The 19,651-nt window shown below is 62.6% G+C and carries 18 protein-coding genes and 1 pseudogene; 13 read left to right on the forward strand and 6 right to left on the reverse strand.

The window, feature by feature from the left end; genetic code table 11:
• Positions 1 to 124 precede the first annotated feature (124 nt).
• From ACT54B_RS10400 to ACT54B_RS10450, 11 genes are all read left to right on the forward strand, one after another.
• The gene (locus ACT54B_RS10400; RefSeq protein ID WP_476044702.1) at positions 125 to 865 is read left to right on the forward strand and encodes a helix-turn-helix transcriptional regulator; all 741 of its coding nucleotides are present in this window, start codon (positions 125 to 127) and stop codon (positions 863 to 865) included.
• A 307-nt stretch (positions 866 to 1,172) separates the two neighbouring features.
• A complete protein-coding gene (locus tag ACT54B_RS10405; RefSeq protein ID WP_476044831.1) occupies positions 1,173 to 2,375 on the forward strand; it encodes an Mrp/NBP35 family ATP-binding protein in 1,203 nt (400 codons plus the stop codon).
• Positions 2,376 to 2,668: 293 nt separating this feature from the next.
• Positions 2,669 to 3,670 carry a magnesium transporter CorA family protein gene (locus ACT54B_RS10410; RefSeq protein ID WP_476044703.1) on the forward strand — a complete coding sequence of 334 codons (1,002 nt, stop codon included), beginning with the start codon at positions 2,669 to 2,671 and terminating at the stop codon, positions 3,668 to 3,670.
• A gap of 17 nt (positions 3,671 to 3,687) precedes the next feature.
• Entirely contained in the window at positions 3,688 to 5,667 is a 1,980-nt protein-coding gene (locus ACT54B_RS10415) for a potassium transporter Kup (protein ID WP_476044704.1), read from the forward strand.
• Positions 5,668 to 5,983: 316 nt separating this feature from the next.
• Positions 5,984 to 7,156, forward strand: a complete 1,173-nt coding sequence (locus ACT54B_RS10420; RefSeq protein ID WP_476044706.1) for a cell wall hydrolase — start codon at positions 5,984 to 5,986, stop codon at positions 7,154 to 7,156.
• A 328-nt stretch (positions 7,157 to 7,484) separates the two neighbouring features.
• On the forward strand, positions 7,485 to 7,823 hold the full coding sequence (locus tag ACT54B_RS10425) for an AtpZ/AtpI family protein (RefSeq protein WP_476044708.1): 339 nt from the start codon (positions 7,485 to 7,487) through the stop codon (positions 7,821 to 7,823).
• Positions 7,824 to 7,911: 88 nt separating this feature from the next.
• The gene (locus tag ACT54B_RS10430; protein WP_476044710.1) at positions 7,912 to 8,664 is read left to right on the forward strand and encodes a F0F1 ATP synthase subunit A; all 753 of its coding nucleotides are present in this window, start codon (positions 7,912 to 7,914) and stop codon (positions 8,662 to 8,664) included.
• A gap of 69 nt (positions 8,665 to 8,733) precedes the next feature.
• Entirely contained in the window at positions 8,734 to 8,961 is a 228-nt protein-coding gene (locus ACT54B_RS10435; RefSeq protein WP_183365575.1) for a F0F1 ATP synthase subunit C, read from the forward strand.
• Positions 8,962 to 9,138: 177 nt separating this feature from the next.
• A complete protein-coding gene (locus ACT54B_RS10440; protein ID WP_476044712.1) occupies positions 9,139 to 9,777 on the forward strand; it encodes a F0F1 ATP synthase subunit B in 639 nt (212 codons plus the stop codon).
• Between the two features lie 4 nt (positions 9,778 to 9,781).
• Complete coding sequence (locus ACT54B_RS10445) at positions 9,782 to 10,267, forward strand: F0F1 ATP synthase subunit B (RefSeq protein WP_476044713.1); 486 nt, start codon at positions 9,782 to 9,784, stop codon at positions 10,265 to 10,267.
• 154 nt (positions 10,268 to 10,421) lie between these two features.
• Positions 10,422 to 10,862 (forward strand): VOC family protein, encoded by a 441-nt coding sequence (locus tag ACT54B_RS10450; protein WP_476044715.1) that lies wholly within the window; start codon positions 10,422 to 10,424, stop codon positions 10,860 to 10,862.
• Here ACT54B_RS10450 and ACT54B_RS10455 read toward each other — a convergent pair.
• From ACT54B_RS10455 to ACT54B_RS10475, 5 genes and pseudogenes are all read right to left on the reverse strand, one after another.
• Positions 10,859 to 11,557 carry a ribonuclease HII gene (locus tag ACT54B_RS10455; RefSeq protein ID WP_476044716.1) on the reverse strand — a complete coding sequence of 233 codons (699 nt, stop codon included), beginning with the start codon at positions 11,555 to 11,557 and terminating at the stop codon, positions 10,859 to 10,861. The two genes, ACT54B_RS10450 and ACT54B_RS10455, sit on opposite strands and share 4 nt — an antisense overlap.
• Positions 11,558 to 11,718: 161 nt before the next feature.
• Positions 11,719 to 12,876 (reverse strand): PA0069 family radical SAM protein, encoded by a 1,158-nt coding sequence (locus ACT54B_RS10460; RefSeq protein WP_476044717.1) that lies wholly within the window; start codon positions 12,874 to 12,876, stop codon positions 11,719 to 11,721.
• A 180-nt stretch (positions 12,877 to 13,056) separates the two neighbouring features.
• Positions 13,057 to 13,926: a 4-(cytidine 5'-diphospho)-2-C-methyl-D-erythritol kinase gene (locus ACT54B_RS10465; protein ID WP_476044718.1), complete on the reverse strand. Its 870-nt coding sequence runs from the start codon at positions 13,924 to 13,926 to the stop codon at positions 13,057 to 13,059.
• A gap of 299 nt (positions 13,927 to 14,225) precedes the next feature.
• Positions 14,226 to 16,022: pseudogene (locus ACT54B_RS10470) on the reverse strand (tetratricopeptide repeat protein); the annotation flags it as partial.
• Between the two features lie 112 nt (positions 16,023 to 16,134).
• Complete coding sequence (locus tag ACT54B_RS10475) at positions 16,135 to 17,151, reverse strand: polyprenyl synthetase family protein (RefSeq protein WP_476044720.1); 1,017 nt, start codon at positions 17,149 to 17,151, stop codon at positions 16,135 to 16,137.
• Positions 17,152 to 17,272: 121 nt separating this feature from the next.
• Here ACT54B_RS10475 and ACT54B_RS10480 point away from each other — a divergent pair, with 121 nt between their 5' ends.
• Positions 17,273 to 17,497 (forward strand): putative signal transducing protein, encoded by a 225-nt coding sequence (locus ACT54B_RS10480; protein WP_476044721.1) that lies wholly within the window; start codon positions 17,273 to 17,275, stop codon positions 17,495 to 17,497.
• Positions 17,490 to 18,308 carry a tRNA1(Val) (adenine(37)-N6)-methyltransferase gene (locus ACT54B_RS10485; protein WP_476044723.1) on the forward strand — a complete coding sequence of 273 codons (819 nt, stop codon included), beginning with the start codon at positions 17,490 to 17,492 and terminating at the stop codon, positions 18,306 to 18,308. Before ACT54B_RS10480 ends, ACT54B_RS10485 begins: the two co-directional genes overlap by 8 nt.
• Here ACT54B_RS10485 and ACT54B_RS10490 read toward each other — a convergent pair.
• Complete coding sequence (locus ACT54B_RS10490) at positions 18,287 to 19,621, reverse strand: Nramp family divalent metal transporter (protein WP_476044725.1); 1,335 nt, start codon at positions 19,619 to 19,621, stop codon at positions 18,287 to 18,289. The genes ACT54B_RS10485 and ACT54B_RS10490 overlap by 22 nt on opposite strands.
• Positions 19,622 to 19,651 lie beyond the last annotated feature (30 nt).

Consider the following 19,651-nt stretch of genomic DNA (forward strand, 5'->3'; position numbering starts at 1 on the left):
GCTTCGAAAGAAAACTACGAGAGGTATAATTGAATTAAATTTTCCGTTCATTTATTGTTGCCGCAATCCGACGAATATCGGCGCAGAACATTTTGATTCATGCGCGTAAGAAGACTAATGGAATATGGAAAATTTGGTAACGCTCCAGCCACTGGAAAAATGCGCTAAGCTGATAGAAGAAATTGGGTCCTTCAAGACTCAGTTTGATGTGTTTCGCTTCATGAAACGGGTGACGGAAGCTTTCGGTTCCCGGTTTTTCATGGTGATGACACTGCCGGCGCGCACCACGCTGACCATCTCGGGAAGTTCGGTCATCACCAATTGGCCGCCGGAGCTGATCGCCTTTTATGACCGGGAAGGCCTGTTGACCGCAAGTCCGGTCATCGAGCGGCTGCGCAATTCGACCGTGCCCTTCCACTACGACACGTCCCGCATCAATCACGGTCGCAAGGATGGCAAGAACGATCAGGTTGTCGAAGCCTTCAACAATCACGGCATGACCCGGGGGGCCTATTTCCCTGTCCATGATTCGCTTGGCCAGCGCGGCGCGATTTCGTTCTCGGGCGAGCGGGAAATGTTCGGCTTCGAGGAAATGGTCGCGCTGTCCTATATCTGCGGCCATGTCTTCGACAGTCTGGCGGCGCTCAAGGAGATGGACCGGCGCCCGGGCGAATCGCTGACCGATCGGGAGATCGATTGCCTGACCTGGACTGCCGCCGGCAAGACCAGCGCGGAAATCGCCGAAATCCTCACGCTCTCGGAGCATACGGTCAATCATTACCTCAACCGGGCAACCAAGAAACTGGATACCGTCAATCGCACGCAGGCAGTGGTCAAAGCCCTGAAAACCGGGCTGATCAAGTAGGGCCGAAGTCCCGAAATAAGCGTTTGACTCTTGTGCAAATCCTGCTTTTCTATGGTCAGGGTCCAGAGGGGACTTCAAAGAGCGAGAACATCCGGTAAAGGATGTCCGGGTCAAAGGCCGCCGCGTGAGCGGGATCGCCAGAAGGCTTGATCCCGCTACGCGGCGATCTTTTTTCCGGATGTCGTTTCTGGCATGGCGCCCCCGGCCCGTTTCACATTTTATTTGAAGCGCTCGCCCGGCTTTCCTATATCCGGCGCAGATCTGGGAGCGGCACATGTCCGCTTCCCATAATGAGGGCTGGCGGCGAATGAGAGCCGCCACAGGCAGGGAAGGACCGCTCGTGGTTTCCAGGGAACAGGTGACAGAGGCGCTGAAGACGGTCCGGGGACCGGATTTGGAAGGCAATATCGTGGACCTCGGCATGGTCTCCGACATCTTCATTTCCGATGGCAAGGTCTATTTCTCGCTGACCGTTCCAGCCGAACGGGCCAAGGAACTGGAACCGCTTCGCCAGGCCGCGGAAAGGGTGGTCCGGCAGATCGATGGCGTCAAGGGCGCGATGGTGGCGCTGACGGCCGACAAGAAGCCCGGTGCGGCCGCGCCCGCTGCCCGTCCCGCCGCCTCCCACGGCCACGACCACGACCACGATCACCACGGCCATTCCCATGCGGGTCATTCCCATGGCGCCCAGCCCGGCCGTCCGCAAAAGGCCGGCGTTCCCGGCATCGGGGCCATCATAGCGGTCGCCTCGGGCAAGGGCGGCGTCGGCAAGTCTACCACCGCAGTCAACCTCGCCCTGGGGCTCAAGGCCAACGGCCTGAAGGTGGGCATTCTCGATGCCGATATCTACGGCCCCTCCATGCCGCGCCTGCTGAAGATTTCCGGTCGCCCCTCCCAGATCGATGGCAAGATCATCCAGCCCATGGAAAATTACGGCATCAAGGTCATGTCGATGGGGTTCCTGGTGGATGAGGAAACGGCGATGATCTGGCGGGGCCCGATGGTCCAGTCCGCCCTGCTTCAGATGCTGCGGGAAGTGGCCTGGGGCGAGCTCGACGTGCTCGTTGTCGACATGCCGCCGGGCACCGGCGATGCGCAGCTGACCATGGCCCAGCAGGTGCCGCTGGCCGGCGCCGTGATCGTCTCCACCCCGCAGGATCTGGCTCTTATCGACGCGCGCAAGGCCATCACCATGTTCCGCAAGGTGGAAGTGCCGCTGCTCGGCATCGTCGAGAACATGAGCTACTTCGTCGCTCCCGATACGGGTACGCGCTACGATATCTTCGGTCATGGCGGCGCCCGCGCCGAAGCGGAGCGCATCCAGGTGCCCTTCCTCGGGGAGGTGCCCCTGACCATGGCGATCCGCGAGCTTTCGGATGCGGGCACGCCGATTACCGTCGCCGATCCGGATGGGCCGCAGGCGGTTGCCTACCGGGATATCGCCGCCGCCGTCTGGGCCGGGCTTGCCGGAACGACCGCCCGCAAGGCTCCGAACCTCGTTTTCGAGTGAAAAACGAGCCGGCCTGAATACGTCCGAAAAAAATCTTTTGCGCTGCACAATCGTTGCGGCGTAGCGGTCGCTTATTGACCGTTCGGAAAAATAACAGCCATTTTATGTGGTTGGCCCCGCCCCCTGAGCCAGACTGTAAAGAATTCTTTACAGTCATGGCTAAAATGGGGCGCACTGTTCCGTTTGGTTGCTCTTGATTCTGGCGTGACTTTGCGCGATATGCCCGCACCCTCCGGCCTTGCGCCGATTTAGCAGGAGATAAATGCCGTGTACCGGTTTGCGGGAGCCATAGCGTGATAACCGCCTATCGCATCTCTGGCGAGGCCACGGTTCTGGCTGCGGACGATATTGCCGCCGGCCTTGGCGGGGATATTGTCTGGATCGACCTGAACGCCCCCACCCGCGAGGAGGAGGCCGTCATCGAGGCTGCCCTCGACATCTCCGTTCCCACCCGCGAAGACCTGAAGGACATCGAACCCTCCAGTCGCCTGTTCGTGGAGAATGGCGGCATTTTCATGACCGCTTCGCTGGTCTGGAAAACCGAGACGGATTTCCCGGATCTCACCGATATTGCCTTTATCCTGACCGGCGGAAAGCTGGTGACCGTGCGCTACGCCGAGCCGCGCGCCTTCAAGCTCTTTGCCGCGGCGCTGGCCCGTTTCTGTTCCAATGGGCATGGTTCTTCCGGGCAGGAGAGCCGGCGCATCACCGCCTCGCACCTGCTGGTTCGCCTTCTGGAGACGATCAGCGACCGGACAGCCGAAATTCTCGAGCAGGAAACCGCCCGCATCGACGCGCTCTCGCTGCAGGTCTTCTCCAACCAGGGCAAGCGTCGGCCGCCGCGCTACCTCGAAGACCGGCTGATCGATGTGGCCGCCCATCACCGTCTTCTCGGCAAGGTGCGCGAAAGCCTGTCCTCCATCGCCCGTCTCGTCAGCTTCCTGCAGTCCCTGCCGGTTATCCAGGGCGATGACGACACCCGCAATCTCTCGCATACGATTGCACGCGACATTCAGTCGCTGTCCGAACACGTGTCCTTCATCGCGGGCAACATTACCTTCCTGCTCGACGCCTCGCTCGGCCTGATCAGCGTCGAGCAGAACGCGATCATCAAGATCTTCTCGATTGCCTCGGTGGTGTTTCTGCCCCCGACCCTCGTGGCGTCGGTCTACGGCATGAATTTCCAGTTCATGCCCGAACTTGGCTGGTCCTTTGGCTATCCCATGTCGCTCGTCGCGATGCTGGTTTCCGCCATCGTGCCCTATATCTTTTTCCGATGGAAAGGCTGGCTCTGAAAGAGCCAGGGTGCATCATGCCTCAATCTGCAGATCAAAAAGCTGAAGATAAAGCAGTCGCCGCTGCCGCAGGCGCGTCGGCCGCCGCCGCTGCGGCCGAGGAGCACGGTCACGGGCATCACGGCCAGGGCGGGCTCAAGGGACTGGTGGGCCTGACCATCGGCTCGATCGGTGTCGTGTATGGCGATATCGGCACCAGCCCGCTCTATGCCTTCCGCCAGGCGCTGATGCCGCTCACCCATGACGGCGTGATTCAGCCCCACGAAGTGATCGGGCCGATCTCGCTGATCATCTGGACGCTCACGATTATCGTGATGTTCAAGTATATCCTGTTCCTGCTCCGCCTGGACAACGACGGGGAAGGCGGCACGCTGTCGCTTCTGGCCCTGCTGCTGAAGACGGCGAACGGACATGCCGTCTTCCTGACCTTCCTCGGCCTGATCGGCGCCGCGCTGTTCCTCGGGGAAGTGATGATCACGCCTGCGGTTTCGGTTCTTTCCGCCGTGGAAGGTCTGAAGCTCGTGGCCGACGGCATGGATCCCTTCATCCTGCCGATTGCCATCGGCATCCTGTTCGCTCTCTTCGCCATTCAGTCCCACGGGACGGGCGCGGTTGCAAAATTCTTCGGCCCGATCACGCTCGTCTGGTTTCTGGTCATCGGCGTCGGCGGCATTTCGCATATTTTCGACAGCCCGCAGATCTTTGCGGCATTCAACCCCATCAATGCCGTCCGTTTCGTGCTGAGCGAAGGCTATGTCGGCTTCATCGTGCTGGGCGCAGTCTTCCTGACGGTGACCGGCACGGAGGCGCTTTATGCGGATCTCGGCCATTTCGGCCGCAAGCCCATCCAGCTCGCCTTCATTTCTGTCGTGTATCCCTCGCTGGTGCTGAATTATCTGGGGCAGGGGGCTTATGTGCTCGCCCATCCGGAAGCCGCCTCCGATCCCTTCTTCCTGATGTTCCCCTCCTGGGCGCTGCTGCCGGTCGTCATTCTGGCCACCGCAGCCACCATCATCGCCAGCCAGGCGGTCATCACCGGCGCCTTCTCCCTGACCCGCCAGGCGATCCATCTGGGCTTCCTTCCGCGCATGGAAATCCTCTTCACCTCGGAGACCAATACGGGGCAGATCTATCTGCCGGCGGTCAACCGGCTGCTGCTGGTGGCGGTCATCATCCTGGTCCTGACCTTCCGCTCGTCGGAAGCGCTTGCCACCGCCTACGGCATCTCCGTGACCGGCGCGATGGTGGTGACGACGACCATGTCCTTCGAATTCGTCCGCGCCCGCTGGAAGTGGCCGCTGTGGCAGGCGCTGGCCGTCCTGCTGCCGCTCTTCATGCTGGAATGCATCTTCTTCAGCGCCAACCTGCTGAAGATCCATGACGGCGGCTATATCCCCGTCATGTTCGCCATCATCTTCACGATCATCATGTGGACCTGGCGGCGCGGCACGCAGATCCTGTTCAACAAGACGCGCCATACGGACATCCCGCTGATGGCCTTCATTCCCTCCATCGAGAAGGAAAGCGCCCATGCGCCGAAGGCCGTGCCCGGCACCGCGATCTTCCTGACGTCGGACCCGGAATCCGTGCCCGCGGCCCTCATGCACAATCTGAAGCACAATCACGTGCTGCACGAGAAGAACGTCATCCTGACGATCAAGACCGTGAACAAGCCCCGCGCCAATCCGGAAAACCGCTACCAGATCGAGAAGCTTTCCGAGCGGTTCAGCCGTGTACAGTTGAACTTCGGCTTCATGGAAAACCAGAATGTCAGCCAGGCGCTCGGCCATCTGCGCAAGGGCGGCGTGAAGTTCGACATCATGTCGACCTCCTTCTATCTCGGCCGCCGAAAGCTGGTGCGCGACCCGAAATCGGAAATGCCCGCCTGGCAGGGCCGGCTCTATGTCGCGCTCGCCAATGCGGCGACCGACCCGTCGGATTACTTCAAGCTCCCCACAAACCGCGTGGTGGAACTGGGCTCGCACGTGGTCATCTGAGCCCCGCAACACGGCCGAAATCAAAAGCCCCGGAGCAAGCTGCTGCCGGGGCTTTTTGTTGCGCAAGGCGCTGTATGGTTAATACCGGCTTCGCCAGCGGGAACCGAGGTCATAAAAACTCCCGAATTTGCGGGCGTTAACCAATGATCAAGGTTAATCCGCGATAGTTGCTCGAAGAAAGAGGCGCGCCCCCGCACTGGAGCGGCCATTTCATCATCGGTTTTCGGAACGATCCGAACGAGGCCCGGCCGTCTGCCGGACCCCGAAGGCCGGTGTGTGTGTGCAATCGTATCGCGTCCCGGTGTGGAGTAGGCAGTTGCGTCAGAATGGCCGTTCAGCCCCGCGTTTCGTGGGCAGATGGATTTCTCCCCTCTTCTTCGGCATAGCGGCCTGGCTCGGCAATCCGAGCATGGCGGCGCACGGGGATATGGCAGGCCTGCTCACGGGTCTGGATGGGGGCGCCCCCTCCTGGCGCATGGTCGTGACGGCTGCCTCCGCCGATTCCAAAGCCACCGCCAAGATCACCTATCAGGACCCCGTTACCGCATCGGTTCTCGGCCGCTCCGGCGGCATGGTGCTGCCCGACGGCGTGCGCGTTTCCATGACTGAGGACAAGTTTCCGCCCGATCCGCGGCCCGATGAGGAGCGCGTCCGCCGCGCCGACAAGCGCGGACGAATCGTCGCCTCCGAAACCATGCAGCCGCCCGCGGCTTTCACGGCGGGATCGGTGCTGAAGCGCGTCAGCACCCTCTTCGATCGTCCCGAGACGCCGAAGGAACTAATGGCCTTCGCCAAGGTCGAGCCCAAGGGCAGCGAGATGATGATCGCCCAGACCTTCTACCGCAAGCCGGACGAGAAGGCCGCGGACCCGCAGGTTCCGGTGCTGATCGCCGATCTCGTCACCAACCGGAATGCGGATGTGCTGGCGACTGCCTATGCCCCGGCGGATCCCGAGGCAAACAAGGCATCGCCCTTCGATGCGATCCTGAACAAGGATCCCGAGGAGGGCCGTTTCAAGCCGGTCATCGGTCCGAAGGACCACGCTTGGGCGGCCAATATCCTGCCGCCCTCCGTCTTCTCCCCCAAGGAACAGAAATGCCTGGCCGATGCGATCTATTTCGAATCGCGCGGCGAGCCACTGAAAGGCCAGGCGGCCGTGGCACAGGTGGTGCTGAACCGCGTGCGCAACCCTGCCTATCCCGACTCGATTTGCGGCGTCGTCTACCAGAACAAGGACTGGACCAACCAGTGCCAGTTCTCCTTTGCCTGCGACCGCATCAAGGATGTCATCTGGTCGCCGGAACGCCACAAGGTGGCCGAGGAAATCGCCCTTGCCGTGACGGCGGGAAAGATCTGGTTGCCGGAGGTGGGATCCTCCACCCATTACCACGCCATCTACGTGAAGCCGAACTGGGCGCCCACCATGAAGCGCGTCGCCAAGATCGGATGGCATATCTTCTATCGCACCTATGGCGGTGGCTGGAGCTGAGTCTCTCGCCGGGACGGGTCGGACCCATTTCAATCGGTTTTAGCGGCCCGGCGGCCTCCGCCGGGCCTCGTCATTATGCCGCATACGCCTAAGGAATGTTGACGAAGTTTAAGGGGACACCCGGAGTTTACCACCTATATAATTGATATTGTTGAATAAAATAGAGGGCGGGCAAGAGTGTCCCGAAGCTTGACTATGTGGAAGGCTAAAACTATGTTGCGCCCGACTTCAAAACGGGCCGGAAGGTGTTAAACCTTGGGCGTTTGTGGGGCGTTACAACGCTGTTTTCCACGCGGAAAGCGAAAAACCCACACAGACGGAGGCAGGGATGACCGACCAGCGGGATGAAGCTTTGGAAGAACGCAGACGGCGTCTCGGCGCGGAACTCAAGGAAGTTCGGCGCGAGGCTGGCCGCGAAGAGCGGGACGAGAAGAAGGCCGAGGCGAACCGGAAGGGTTTTGCAGAGGCGATGAAGCTCTCCAGCGAATTCGTGGCGGCGGTGATCGTCGGTGGCGTTCTCGGCTACGTCCTCGACCGTTTTGCCGGTACCGGACCCTGGGGCCTGATCGTGCTGTTGCTCCTCGGTTTCTGCGCTGGCGTGCTGAACGTCATGCGGGCGGCGGGAATGGTGGCGAAACCGGACCCGACCAAACGCAAGGACGGGTGAACGAATTTGCGGGGGACGGCGGTGCCGGACCTCAGGGAATGAAATTCCGGCTCCTGGCGAGCCCGGGCAACGTGAAGAGAGACCAACGGTGTCAAACGATCCGACCCATCAGTTCCTGATCCAGAAGATTGTGCCGCTGCATGTCGGCGGCTATGACGTATCCTTCACCAATGCCTCGCTGTTCATGGTCGCAACCGTCGCGGTTGCCTCGGGCTTCCTCTATTTCTCGAGCGCCAGCCGCAGCCTGATCCCGGGCCGGTCGCAGTCGCTTGCCGAAATGTCCTACGAGTTCATCGCGAACATGCTGCGCGAAGGGGCGGGCAGCCACGGGATGAAGTTCTTCCCGATGGTGTTCTCGCTGTTCATGTTCGTGTTGACGGCAAACCTGCTCGGCATGGTGCCTTACTTCTTCACCATTACCTCGCAGATCATCGTGACGTTCGCGCTGGCGCTTTTCGTCATCGCCACCGTGATCATCTACGGCTTCTACAAGCACGGTCTGGGCTTCCTCAATCTCTTCGTTCCCTCGGGCGTGCCCGGCGCACTGCTGCCGCTCGTCGTCGCCATCGAAGTGATCTCGTTCCTGTCCCGCCCGATCTCGCTTTCGGTTCGTCTCTTCGCGAACCTGCTCGCCGGTCACATCACGCTCAAGGTTTTCGCAGGCTTCGTGGCCTCGCTGGGTGCCCTTGGCGCGCTGGGCGTCGGCGGTGCCATTCTTCCGCTCATCATGACCGTTGCTCTCACCGGTCTCGAATTCCTCGTCGCCTTCCTCCAGGCATATGTCTTTGCGGTACTGACCTGCATGTACCTCAACGATGCCGTTCATCCGGGTGGCCACTAAGGATTACCAACATTGACGTCTCCGGACGTCAGTCGAAACGCCGCAACAACCATTTCGAAGGAGTTTAAGATGGATCCTATTGCAGCAAAGTACATCGGCGCTGGTCTCGCTTGCTTTGGCATGGCCGGTACGGCTCTCGGCCTCGGCAACATCTTCGGCAGCTACCTGTCGGGTGCTCTCCGCAACCCGTCCGCTGCTGACAGCCAGTTCGGCCGCCTCGTATTCGGCTTCGCCGTTACGGAAGCTCTGGGCATCTTCTCGCTGCTCGTCGCTCTTCTGCTGCTGTTCGCTGTCTGATACAGCAACGCGTCTGGGGGTCACGGTTCGTGAACGGTCGCGGGCCGTGATCCTTTTGCTTTTATGGCGCATGGCGCGTCATCGTGCCGGTGCCTGTAAAGCCACCTGAATGATTTCAACGCTTCGTCCGCGCGGTCCTGCCGGGAAGCGCACCAAAGGACACCCCTGGAGGTGAGCATGTTTGTGACCCCGGCCTATGCCGAAGAAACCACGGCTCAGACCGCGCCGGCGGCCGCTGACGCCGCGGCAACCGAGGCGCATGGCGCTCCGGCGGCCGAAGAAACCCATACGGAAACCGGCGTTGCCCATGAGGGCGGCCCCAAGGTTTTCCCGCCTTTCGATTCCACGACTTTCGCGTCCCAGCTGCTCTGGCTGGTGATCACGTTCGGTCTCTTCTATCTCCTGATGCAGAAGGTCATCGCACCGCGCATCGGCAGCATCCTGGAAGACCGCAAGAGCCGCATCTCGAAGGACCTGACCGAGGCCGCAAGCCTCAAGAAGGAAGCCGATCTCGCCGTCGAGACCTATGAAAAGGAACTCGCCCAGGCGAAGGCAAAGGCAAACACGATCGCTTCCGAAGCCCGTGAAGCCGCCAAGAGCAAGGCAGCCGCCGAGCGCGCCGCCATCGAGGCAGAGCTTTCGAAGAAGGTGTCGGAAGCCGAGGGCCGTATCGCCGATATCAAGGCGAAGGCCTTTGCCGATGTCGGCACCATCGCAACTGAAACGGCCGGTGCCGTGGTCGAGCGCCTGATCGGCGGTTCGGTCGCCCAGGCCGACGTCGCGGCCGCTGTCGCCGGCGCAAAGCAGGAGGGCTGATCCCATGCATTTTGATGCTACCTTCTTTGCCTTTGTCGGCCTCGTCATCTTCCTCGCGCTCGTCGTGTACCTGAAGGTGCCGGGCATGGTTGCCAAGAGCCTCGACGCCCGCGCCGACCAGATCCGCAACGATCTCTCCGAAGCCAAGCGCCTGCGTGAAGAGGCCCAGCAGTTGCTGGCCGAATACCAGCGCAAGCGCAAGGAAGCCGAAGCCGACGCCGCGAAAATCGTTGCGGCCGCCGAGCGTGAAGCCGAGATGATCGCCACGGAAGCCAAGCAGAAGACGGAGGAATTCGTCACCCGCCGCAATGCGCTGTCCGAGCAGAAGATCAAGCAGGCCGAAGCCGATGCGGTCAACGCCGTCCGCTCCGCTGCTGTCGATCTGGCCATCGCTGCCGCTGAAAAGGTCCTGGCAAGCCGCACGGACGCCTCCGTGCAGGCCGACCTGTTCGCCCAGGCCGTCGGTGAAGTGAAGACCCGCCTGAACTGAGTTCCGGCGCAACGAAAGATCAGGAAGCCCGGTTTCGACCGGGCTTTTTTCATGCGCGCTTTTCCCCCCGCCGCCCGCTGGGCAACCGGCAAATCTTGCCCGTTGTCGCTTCGTCCCCCCGCCGATAGGCTCGCGGCATCAGGGAGAAGCAGCCATGGCCGTCAAGCAAATGCACAATACGGGAATAGTGGTGGAGAACCTCGACGAAACGGTCGAATTCTTCAGGGACATCGGCCTTGCGCTGGAGGGCCGGATGATGGTCGAGGGTGAATGGGCGGGGCGGGTGACCGGGCTCCGCGATCAGTCCGTCGAAATTGCCATGATGGTCACGCCGGACGGCCATAGCCGGCTGGAGCTCTGCCGATACGTGAAACCGGCCATCGTCGCCGACCACCGCAACGCCCCGGTCAATGCCTACGGCTATCTCCGGATCATGTTCTCCGTGGACGACCTGGACGCGACGCTCGACAGGCTTTTCGCGCGTGGCGGACGGCTGGAAGGCGAGGTGGTCGATTATCAGGGGATCTATCGGCTGTGCTATGTCAGGAGCCCGGAGGACCTGCTTATCGGTTTGGCGCAGCCTCTGGGTGCCTAGGCCCGGACGCTGTCCCCAAGGGCTGGCGGGGCGTCTTCCTGCCCGTAGGAGGCAATCGGACGGAAGCTCATGCGATGCAGGGGGCAGGGGCCATGCAAGCTGATCTGCTGCCGATGGTGGCTGGTCGCATAGCCGGCATGAATTTCGAAGCCATAGGCGGAATAGAGCGTGCCCGCCTGCTCCATCATGCGGTCTCGGGTCACCTTGGCGACGATCGAGGCTGCGGCGATGGAGACCGAACGGCTGTCGCCCTTCACCACCGCCTTGCCGGGGCAGGAAAGCCCCTTTGGCACATCCCGTCCGTCGACGAGAAGGAAATCCGGCCGGACCGCCAGATTGCAGACGGCCCGGCGCATGGCATCGAGACTGGCCTTCAGGATGTCCGTATCATCGATCCGACGCGGTCCGGAAGACGCGATGGCCACCACGGAGGTGGCGAGGATTTCGGTGAAGAGCGCGTTGCGCTGCGCGGCCGAAAGCTTCTTGGAATCATTGAGGCCGTCCGGAATATGGTCCGGATCGAGAATCACGGCAGCGGCGACGACCGGGCCTGCCAGAGGCCCGCGCCCGGCTTCGTCCGCCCCTGCCACCAGGGCATAGCCGTCCCGCATCAACGCCTGCTCCATCCGGAAATCCGGACGGTTGGCGAGAAGCTCGAAAAGTGCGGGAGAATCGGGAGGCGTGCGGCGTGTCATGCGGCGAGACTCGCACGCCTCACCGATCTCCTGCAAGCCCTCGGGCTGGATCGCTTTTCAAAAAAACGATCCACGGGCGGCGGAGCCCGAGGGTGCCGGTCTGCAATCAGGGGTTTGCAGCCGGAGCGGTCGGGGGAGGCGAGGCACCGCCTCCCGCAATCTCAAAGAAGCGAAAGCTGCACGCCCGCTCCGTCCGGCGGGGTGAAGGCATCGTCGCGCAACTGGATCGAGCGGCGCACCAGGCCCAGGCGCTTGGTGGCAAGCTCGAAGCGCCGGCCGATCTGCCAGGCATAGGGGCCGGCCCCCTTCATGCGCTTGCCGAATTCCGCGTCATAATCCTTGCCGTCCCGCATGGAGCGGATCAGGGACATCACGTGCCGGTAACGGTCGGGATAGTGGCGCAGCAGCCACTCCCTGAACAGCGGGCTCACCTCATAGGGCAGCCGGAGCAGCACATAGCTTGCCTCCCGTGCGCCCGCCGCGTGACCCGATTCGAGAATCCGCTCGATCTCGTGGTCGTTGAGGGCGGGAATGATCGGCGCCATCATCACCGCAACCGGGATGCCCGCATCGCTGAGCGCCTTGATCGTGTCCAGCCGCCGGACTGGCGTGGCCGCCCGCGGCTCCATCAGCCGCGCCAGCTTGCGGTCGAGCGTGGTCACCGAAATGCCCACCTTGGCCAGACCCTTGGCAGCCATGCGGGCGAGAATGTCGATATCGCGAAGGACCAGCGCAGACTTCGTGACGATCACCACGGGATGGTTGGCCTTTTCCAGCACTTCGAGGATCTGGCGCATGATGCGCCATTCCTTCTCGATGGGCTGGTAGGGATCCGTATTGGTGCCGATGGCGATGGTGCGCGGCTTGTAGCCCGGCTTGGACAGTTCCCGCTCCAGAAGCCTGGGAGCATCGGGCTTGGCGAACAGCTTGGATTCGAAATCCAGCCCCGCCGAAAGCCCCATATAGCTGTGGGTCGGACGGGCGAAGCAATAGATGCAGCCATGCTCGCAACCCCGATAGGGATTGATCGAACGGTCGAAGGGAATGTCGGGCGACTCGTTTCGGGTGATGATCGCCCGCGGCTTTTCCACCTGCACATCCGTGCGGAAGGGCTCCAGTTCCTCGATGGTCTGCCAGCCGTCATCGAAGGTTTCCCGCTTCTGCAGCTCGAAACGGCCGTCCGGGTTCATGCCCGCCCCGCGCCCGCGCCGCCGGCCGACATCGACCCTGAGCCCCGAGCTGGCGATAAGATGTTCGGCAATGTCAGCCGTATGGGCAGGCGCGAATGCGTCCTGCCCCGCAAGGGCCAGTTCTGTCATCGATCGCTCCTTACCGCCCGCGAGGCCTCGTGACCAATGCGGGCCGGACAGTCCATTCGTCACGTCCGGGGAGAACCCGGCCTTCGGGCAACGCAAACAAGCCCGTCTCAGTGACAAAATTCCTAGCGCAGAAAAGAGAACAATGCAAGAACAAAAATGGTCCGGCTTCCCCTTGGTCGATCAGGACAGGGTGGCTGTCGGCTCTATGAACCAGTCGGGATGATAGTGGCGGAGAATGTTCGCCGCCGCAAAAAGGGAGTGGTCGTCCCCATAGATCCCGAAGCAGGTGGCCCCGGAACCGGACATGCGGGCAAGCACCGCACCGGTTTTTTCGAGAGCCTCGATGACGGTGAGGATGGCGGGTTCCAGCGTCTCGGCAGCCGGTTGCAGATCGTTGCGCAAGGAGGCGAGCCGGGAAAGCGGTGATGCGCCCCAACCCGCCCCGGTCTCCGGCATGGGCGGGTTTTTCTTCTCGGCCAGCAGGCGAAAGATGGCGGGCGTCGAGACGGGCTTCAGCGGATTGACCAGCAGCAGGCCGAACCGGGGAAGGGCAACCGGCTGTAACTCTTCCCCGATTCCCCGGGCGATCAGCGGCCGGGAATGGAGGCACATGGGCACATCGGCGCCGAGGGAAAGCGCCAGCCTCTGGAGCTTCTCCGCATCGGGCCGGGCCTTCGCCAGCCGCATCAGGCCGCGCAGGCAGGCTGCCGCATCGGCGGAGCCGCCGCCGATGCCGGAAGCCACCGGCAGGTTTTTCTGCAGATGAATGTGCACCGGGGGAACACTGTGTCCGTCTTCGGCCAGCAGCGCCCGCAGGCCGTCGCGGGCACGGATGACCAGATTGTCTCCCGGGTCCGAGCCGGAAAGCGCGTCCGCGAAACGTCCGGAGAGGCTGAAGCCATCCGCGTCGCTTCTCTCGAAGGAAAGAAGGTCTCCCGCTTCCGTAAAAGTCACCAGCGTATCGATGAAATGGTAGCCATCGGCACGCTGCCCGGTCACGTGCAGCGAGAGATTGATTTTGGCGGGAGCCCGTTCTTCGAGGCGCGGCATGGGGCTGAGATTCAGTCGACCTTGGCCGGCACCTTGATCACCTGGCCGATCTTCAGCCGGTCCGGGTTCTTCTGGAGTTCCGCATTGAGATCGATGATTTCCCGGCCCAGTTTCCAGTCTCCGAGAAGCCGCTTGGCGATCCGCCAGACGGAATCGCCCTCGACGACCGTATAATCGCCGCTGGAGGCCGGCGCCGGAGCGGCGGCTGTGCTTGCCGTGTCGGCGGCGGGTGCGACGGCGGGTCCCGCATCCGTCTTCGGCGTGTCGCCCTTGGGCGCTTCAGGCTTGACCGGTTGCGCCGGCGCTGCATCGGCCTTGGCCGGCGCGGGCGCCTTGTCTTTCGCAGCGGAGTCGAGCTTTGGCAGCCCATCCTTGATCTTTGCCTGGATCTTGGGAATTTCCGCCGCTTCCGGCTTCATCTCCAGCGCGCGTTGCCACTGGAACACGGCTTCCCGCTCGCGGCCGACCCGCCAGTAGGCATCGCCGAGATGATCGTTGATCGTGGCATCGCCGGCCTTCAGCTCGGCGGCCCGTTCCAGCTCTTCCACCGCTTCGGGGAAACGGCCGAGACGGAAATAGGCCCAGCCGAGCGAGTCGACGATATAGCCGTCATCCGGCCGCAGCTCGACCGCCCGCTTGATCATGTCCAGACCCTCGGTCAGGTTCCGGTTCATGTCCACCCAGCTGTAGCCGAGATAGTTCAGCACCTGCGGCTGTTCCGGGTTCAGCTCCAGTGCCGTGCGGAAATTCGGTTCGGCCTTGTCCCATTCCTTCAGGCGTTCATAGGCAATGCCGCGCTGGAAATAGAGGGACCAGTAATTCTTGTCCTTGCGATTGCCGAGCGACTGGATCGCCTGATCGTAATTGCGCGCCATTTCCCGATAATCCTTGGCATCGGAAAGCACGCTGCCATAGGCGAGATAGCTGCGAATGTCCGTCGGATCGCTGGCAATCAGCGCTTTCAGGTGCTTGCGGGCCTCGTCCTGCTTCCCCGTACTGGCAAGCGCGAGGCCAAGCTGCAGTTCGGAAATTCGGCGGAGCGGCGAGGTTGCCGGAACCTGCTTGTAGAATTCGATCGCCTTGTCTGACTGGTTGGTGTTCTCCGCAAGCCCGCCGAGCAGAACCAGCGTGTCGGCGCTGTCGGGGTCCAGCGCATGGGCCATGTTGAGGTAAAGCGAGACGGCCTCGTCGGCGCCCTGGCGGTTCAGCGCGCTGCCGATGGAAAAGAGCACGGCTGCCGCGCCTTGCGCGGCGGTCTGAACCTGCTGTGCGGGCTTGCCGCCCTTCTTCAGTTCTTCGCCAAGCGCCTTCAGCGGCGCATAATTGTTGATCAGCTGGTCGCCGGTCGCGATGGTGTCGAGCGCCTTCTGCAGGTTGCCGTCGGCTGCCTCCAGGCGCGCCAGCGCCATCACGGCGCGAATATAGGTATCCGGGGCCGTCGAGCCGCCATCCTTGTCGATCACGGCGGATTTCAGCAAGGTCCGCGCCTTGTCCTTGTTGCCGGCCGCAGCCGCAAGCGCGCCCGCATGATAGTTGCGGAAGATGGCGAACCATTCGGGCCCCTTGAGGTCCGTCACCATTTTCAGGGCGCCGTCCTTGTCGCCGGCGCCGAAGCGCGACCAGGCGAGAACCAGGCTCGTCAGCATCCGCTCCAGATCGTTCGGCCCTTCATATTTCAGGATCTTGTCGGCGGCCGCATAGTCGCCCCGGCGAATGGCGTCGAGGCCGCGGGCAATAACGGTGATCCGTTCCACCGCCGCATCGGACTTCAGCTGCTCGGCAATCTTGGCGCCCTCTTCGAAATCGCCGGAGAGGAAGGACGCGATCATCAGCCTTTCGCGGATTTCCGTATTGTCCGGTTCGAGTTCCAGGGCCTTGCGGTAGAGCGGAATGGCATTCTTGTAGTCGCGATCCACGTCGGCGGTGCGGGCGGCGAGGAAGGCGCCGGCAAAGGAGGAAATCCCGTCGGCGTTGAAATCCACGGCCGGCGGTTCCGCATTCGTCGTGCCCGCAGACCAGGAGGCCGTCGGGCTGGCAATCAGCAGGGCTGCAAGGGCTGCGCCCGAAAGAAACTTGAGAGCGAGGCTCTGCCGCATGAAATGGCCTTTCATTGAAAATATCCGGCGTGTCCGCCGGTCCGGCTGATTCGCTGGAGGATCGCCTTTTTGTTCCGCCGCTGCAAGCGCATGTCGGAAAGCGGCCGGCGTGTCAGTTGACGCGCGAGATGCAGAAGTCGATCACTTCGAGCAGGGCCGCTTTCCACGGGCTGTCCGGCAGAGGGGCCAGAGCATCCCGGGCGATCGCGCCATAATGGAGCGCCCGGGCGGTGGTATCGCTCAGGCTTCCATATTTCTGGATCAGGCCCATGGCCTTTTCCAGGTTCTCGTCGGAACTGTTGCCGCCCTCGATGGCGTCGCGCCAGAAGGCGCGCTCTTCCTGCGCACCCCTGCGGTAGGCGAGAATGACGGGCAGCGTGATCTTGCCTTCGCGGAAATCGTCACCCGTGTTCTTGCCGAGCTCGGCGGACTTGCCGCCATAGTCGAGCACGTCATCGACCAGCTGGAAGGCGAGGCCGAGATTCATACCATAGCTCTTCAGCGCATTGCGCTCGGACTTGTCGGTTTTGGCAACGATGGGGCCCACTTCCGCGGCCGCGGCGAAAAGCGCGGCCGTCTTGGCGCGGATGACGGAAAGATACTCGTCTTCCGTGGTTTCCATGTTCTTGGCAACGGACAGCTGCAGCACCTCGCCCTCGGCGATCACCGATGCGGCGGTGGAGAGCACGTCGAGTGCGTCGAGCGAGCCCACATCCACCATCATCCGGAAAGCCTGGCCGAGCAGGAAGTCGCCGACGAGCACGCTGGCCTGGTTGCCCCAGATCATCCGTGCGGTGGATTTGCCGCGACGCAGGTCGCTCTCGTCCACCACATCGTCATGCAGCAGTGTCGCCGTGTGCATGAATTCCACGGCCGTCGCGAGCTTCACGTGATGGTCGCCCTGATAGCCGAACATGGAGGCGGAGGCGAGCGTCAGCATCGGCCGCAGGCGCTTGCCGCCCGAGGAGATCAGGTGGTTTGCCACTTCCGGAATCATCTGCACGTCGGATCCGGCCTTGGAAAGAATGAGCTGGTTCACCCGCTCCATGCCCTCGCGGGTCAGATCCACCAGCGGCTTGACCGAAGCCTGTTTGTTTTTGCTTTCTTCCAGCGGTATAACGACACCCAAGGGTCCGGACTCCTGAACTCAATCTAGTTCTGGAACAATAGAAAGGGCGGTCCGGAGCGGCAAGGGGCGAATTGTCCCGGTCGCCAGTTTTTGACGGAAAATAAGTTGCGGAATAAAGTTCATGCTCGAAATCATCCGGACCAATGATCCTGTCGTTCTTTCCTACGCGGAAAGCCTGATGCGGGATTTCGGTATCCACTGTTTCATCGCGGATCAGGGCATGAGCATTCTGGAAGGCTCGATCGGTGTTCTCCAGCGCCGGCTGATGGTCGATGCGGACGAGGTGGACCGCGCCCGCCACATTCTCACCGAGGCCGGTCTCGGCGCGGAACTGCGCGATGCCTGAGGCAAGCCCTCGGCCGGTTCCCGAAACCGTGGATGCCTTTCATTACGGTCGGTTTCATCTGGTGCAGCCGAAGGGCAGGGGCCATCGCTCCGGCATGGACGCCATGCTGCTCGCAGCTCTCGTCGCCGACGAGCGGCCGCTCCGCGTCGCCGATCTCGGCGCCGGTGCCGGTGCGGCCGGCATGGCGGTGGCGGCCCGGCTTCCGGGTGCCGAGGCGGTTCTGGTGGAGCGCTCCGCCGAAATGGCGGCCTATGCGGTGAAAAGCCTTGCCCTGCCGGAAAATGCCGCCTTTGCGCATCGCGTCTCCGTGCTCGAGGCGGATGTGACGCTGACGGGGAAGGCGCGTCTGGCCGCCGGTCTTGCCGACGATCATTTCCACCATGTCATCATGAACCCGCCCTTCAACGACGCCTCCGACCGGACCACGCCCGACGCGCTGAAGGCGGAGGCTCATGCCATGGTGGGCGGCCTGTTCGAAAGCTGGATCCGCACGGCCGGTGCCATCCTCATGCCCGGTGGGCAGCTCTCGCTCATCGCCCGTCCGGAATCCATCGCGGAGATCATTGCCGCCTGCGGCAAGCGTTTCGGCGGTCTGGAAATCACCGCTCTTCATCCCCGTGCCGGCGAGAATGCGGTGCGCATCCTGGTCACGGCCATCAAGGGATCGCGGGCGCGGCTCTGCCTGCGCGCACCGCTCATCATGCATGACGAGGGTACCCACCGCTTTTCGGCGACGGTCGACGATCTCAACAATGGCCGCGCGGCCTATCCGCGCAAGACCCTCTCCGCTCAGCCGAGAATGAAATCATAGACCAGCTTCACGTTGAGGCCGGCAATGACGAGCGCCGTTGCCCAGGCAAGGGCCGTGACCCAGCGCGGTGCAACCAGGGCGCCCATCTTGGCCTTGCTGGCGGTGAACATCACCAGCGGGAAGACGGCGAAGGACAATTGCAGGCTCAGCACCACCTGGCTGAGGATCAGCAGCTCGGCGGTGCCCTGTTCGCCATAGAGGATGGTGACGAAGGCGGCGGGCAGGATCGCGATGGAGCGCGTGGCGAGCCGGCGTATCCAGGGCTTGAGCTTGAAGCGGATGAAACCTTCCATCACGATCTGGCCGGCGAGCGTCGCCGTGGCCGTGGAGTTCAGGCCGCAGCAGAGCAGGGCGACCGCAAAGAGGGTCGGTGCGATGGCGGCGCCCAGCAGCGGTGCGAGCAGCGAATGGGCCTCGCCCAGTTCCGCCACCTCGGTGCGGCCTGTACCGTGAAAGGCGGAGGCCGCCAGAATGAGGATCGAGGCATTCACCAGAAGCGCCAGCAAGAGCGCCACCGTGGAATCGATGGTGGCAAAGCGCAGCGCATCCCGCTTTTCGGGCAGCGTCTCGCCATAGGCGCGGGTCTGCACGATGCCGGAATGAAGATAGAGATTATGGGGCATTACGGTGGCCCCGAGAATTCCCAGCGCCAGATAGAGCATCCCGGGATCGGTGGCGATGCGCGTCGTCGGCACGAAACCGGCGAAAACCGCGCCCCAATCCGGATCGGCCAGCACGATCTGAATGCCGAAGCAGATGCCGATCACCGCCAGCAGCGCGATTACGAAGGCCTCCACCCAGCGGAAGCCGAGCTTCTGCAGGGCGAGGATCAGAAAGACGTCCAGCGCGGTGACGATGACGCCGATCTCCAGCGGAATGCCGAACAGCAGTTGCAGGCCGATGGCGGTGCCGATGACCTCCGCAATATCGGTGGCGATGATGGCGATTTCCGCCAGCACCCAGAGCCCGATGGCGACCGGTTTCGGATAGGCATCGCGGCAGGCCTGCGCCAGGTCGCGCCCGGAGGCGATCGCCAGCCGGGCACAGAGCGACTGCAGCAGGATCGCCATGAAATTGGAGAGCAGCGCGATGGACAGCAGCGCATAGCCATAGCGCGACCCGCCGGCGAGCGACGTCGCCCAGTTGCCGGGATCCATGTAGCCGACCGCGACGAGATAGCCGGGGCCGATGAAAGCGGCGAGCCGCTTCCATCCCTTGCCGGTCCGGCTGACCGCGATGGAGCCATGCACATCGGAAAGCGATGCCTCGCCGCGGGGTTCTCGCCAGCCCGTTTCCGGCTGTGTCTGAAGCATGCTCTTCTCCCGGATGGATCGTCGGAGGAT

It is taken from the genome of Gellertiella sp. DMC107 (genome assembly GCF_056313605.1).

What these genes read in the sequence shown, in the direction of transcription:
- ACT54B_RS10400 (WP_476044702.1), top strand. Translation starts at nt 125, where the DNA reads ATGGAAAATTTGGTAACGCTCCAGCCACTGGAAAAATGCGCTAAGCTG.
- ACT54B_RS10405 (WP_476044831.1), top strand. Translation starts at nt 1,173, where the DNA reads ATGAGAGCCGCCACAGGCAGGGAAGGACCGCTCGTGGTTTCCAGGGAA.
- ACT54B_RS10415 (WP_476044704.1), top strand. Translation starts at nt 3,688, where the DNA reads ATGCCTCAATCTGCAGATCAAAAAGCTGAAGATAAAGCAGTCGCCGCT.
- ACT54B_RS10425 (WP_476044708.1), top strand. Translation starts at nt 7,485, where the DNA reads ATGACCGACCAGCGGGATGAAGCTTTGGAAGAACGCAGACGGCGTCTC.
- ACT54B_RS10435 (WP_183365575.1), top strand. Translation starts at nt 8,734, where the DNA reads ATGGATCCTATTGCAGCAAAGTACATCGGCGCTGGTCTCGCTTGCTTT.
- ACT54B_RS10440 (WP_476044712.1), top strand. Translation starts at nt 9,139, where the DNA reads ATGTTTGTGACCCCGGCCTATGCCGAAGAAACCACGGCTCAGACCGCG.
- ACT54B_RS10445 (WP_476044713.1), top strand. Translation starts at nt 9,782, where the DNA reads ATGCATTTTGATGCTACCTTCTTTGCCTTTGTCGGCCTCGTCATCTTC.
- ACT54B_RS10450 (WP_476044715.1), top strand. Translation starts at nt 10,422, where the DNA reads ATGGCCGTCAAGCAAATGCACAATACGGGAATAGTGGTGGAGAACCTC.
- ACT54B_RS10455 (WP_476044716.1), bottom strand. Translation starts at nt 11,557, where the DNA reads ATGACACGCCGCACGCCTCCCGATTCTCCCGCACTTTTCGAGCTTCTC.
- ACT54B_RS10460 (WP_476044717.1), bottom strand. Translation starts at nt 12,876, where the DNA reads ATGACAGAACTGGCCCTTGCGGGGCAGGACGCATTCGCGCCTGCCCAT.
- ACT54B_RS10465 (WP_476044718.1), bottom strand. Translation starts at nt 13,926, where the DNA reads ATGCCGCGCCTCGAAGAACGGGCTCCCGCCAAAATCAATCTCTCGCTG.
- ACT54B_RS10480 (WP_476044721.1), top strand. Translation starts at nt 17,273, where the DNA reads ATGCTCGAAATCATCCGGACCAATGATCCTGTCGTTCTTTCCTACGCG.
- ACT54B_RS10485 (WP_476044723.1), top strand. Translation starts at nt 17,490, where the DNA reads ATGCCTGAGGCAAGCCCTCGGCCGGTTCCCGAAACCGTGGATGCCTTT.
- ACT54B_RS10490 (WP_476044725.1), bottom strand. Translation starts at nt 19,621, where the DNA reads ATGCTTCAGACACAGCCGGAAACGGGCTGGCGAGAACCCCGCGGCGAG.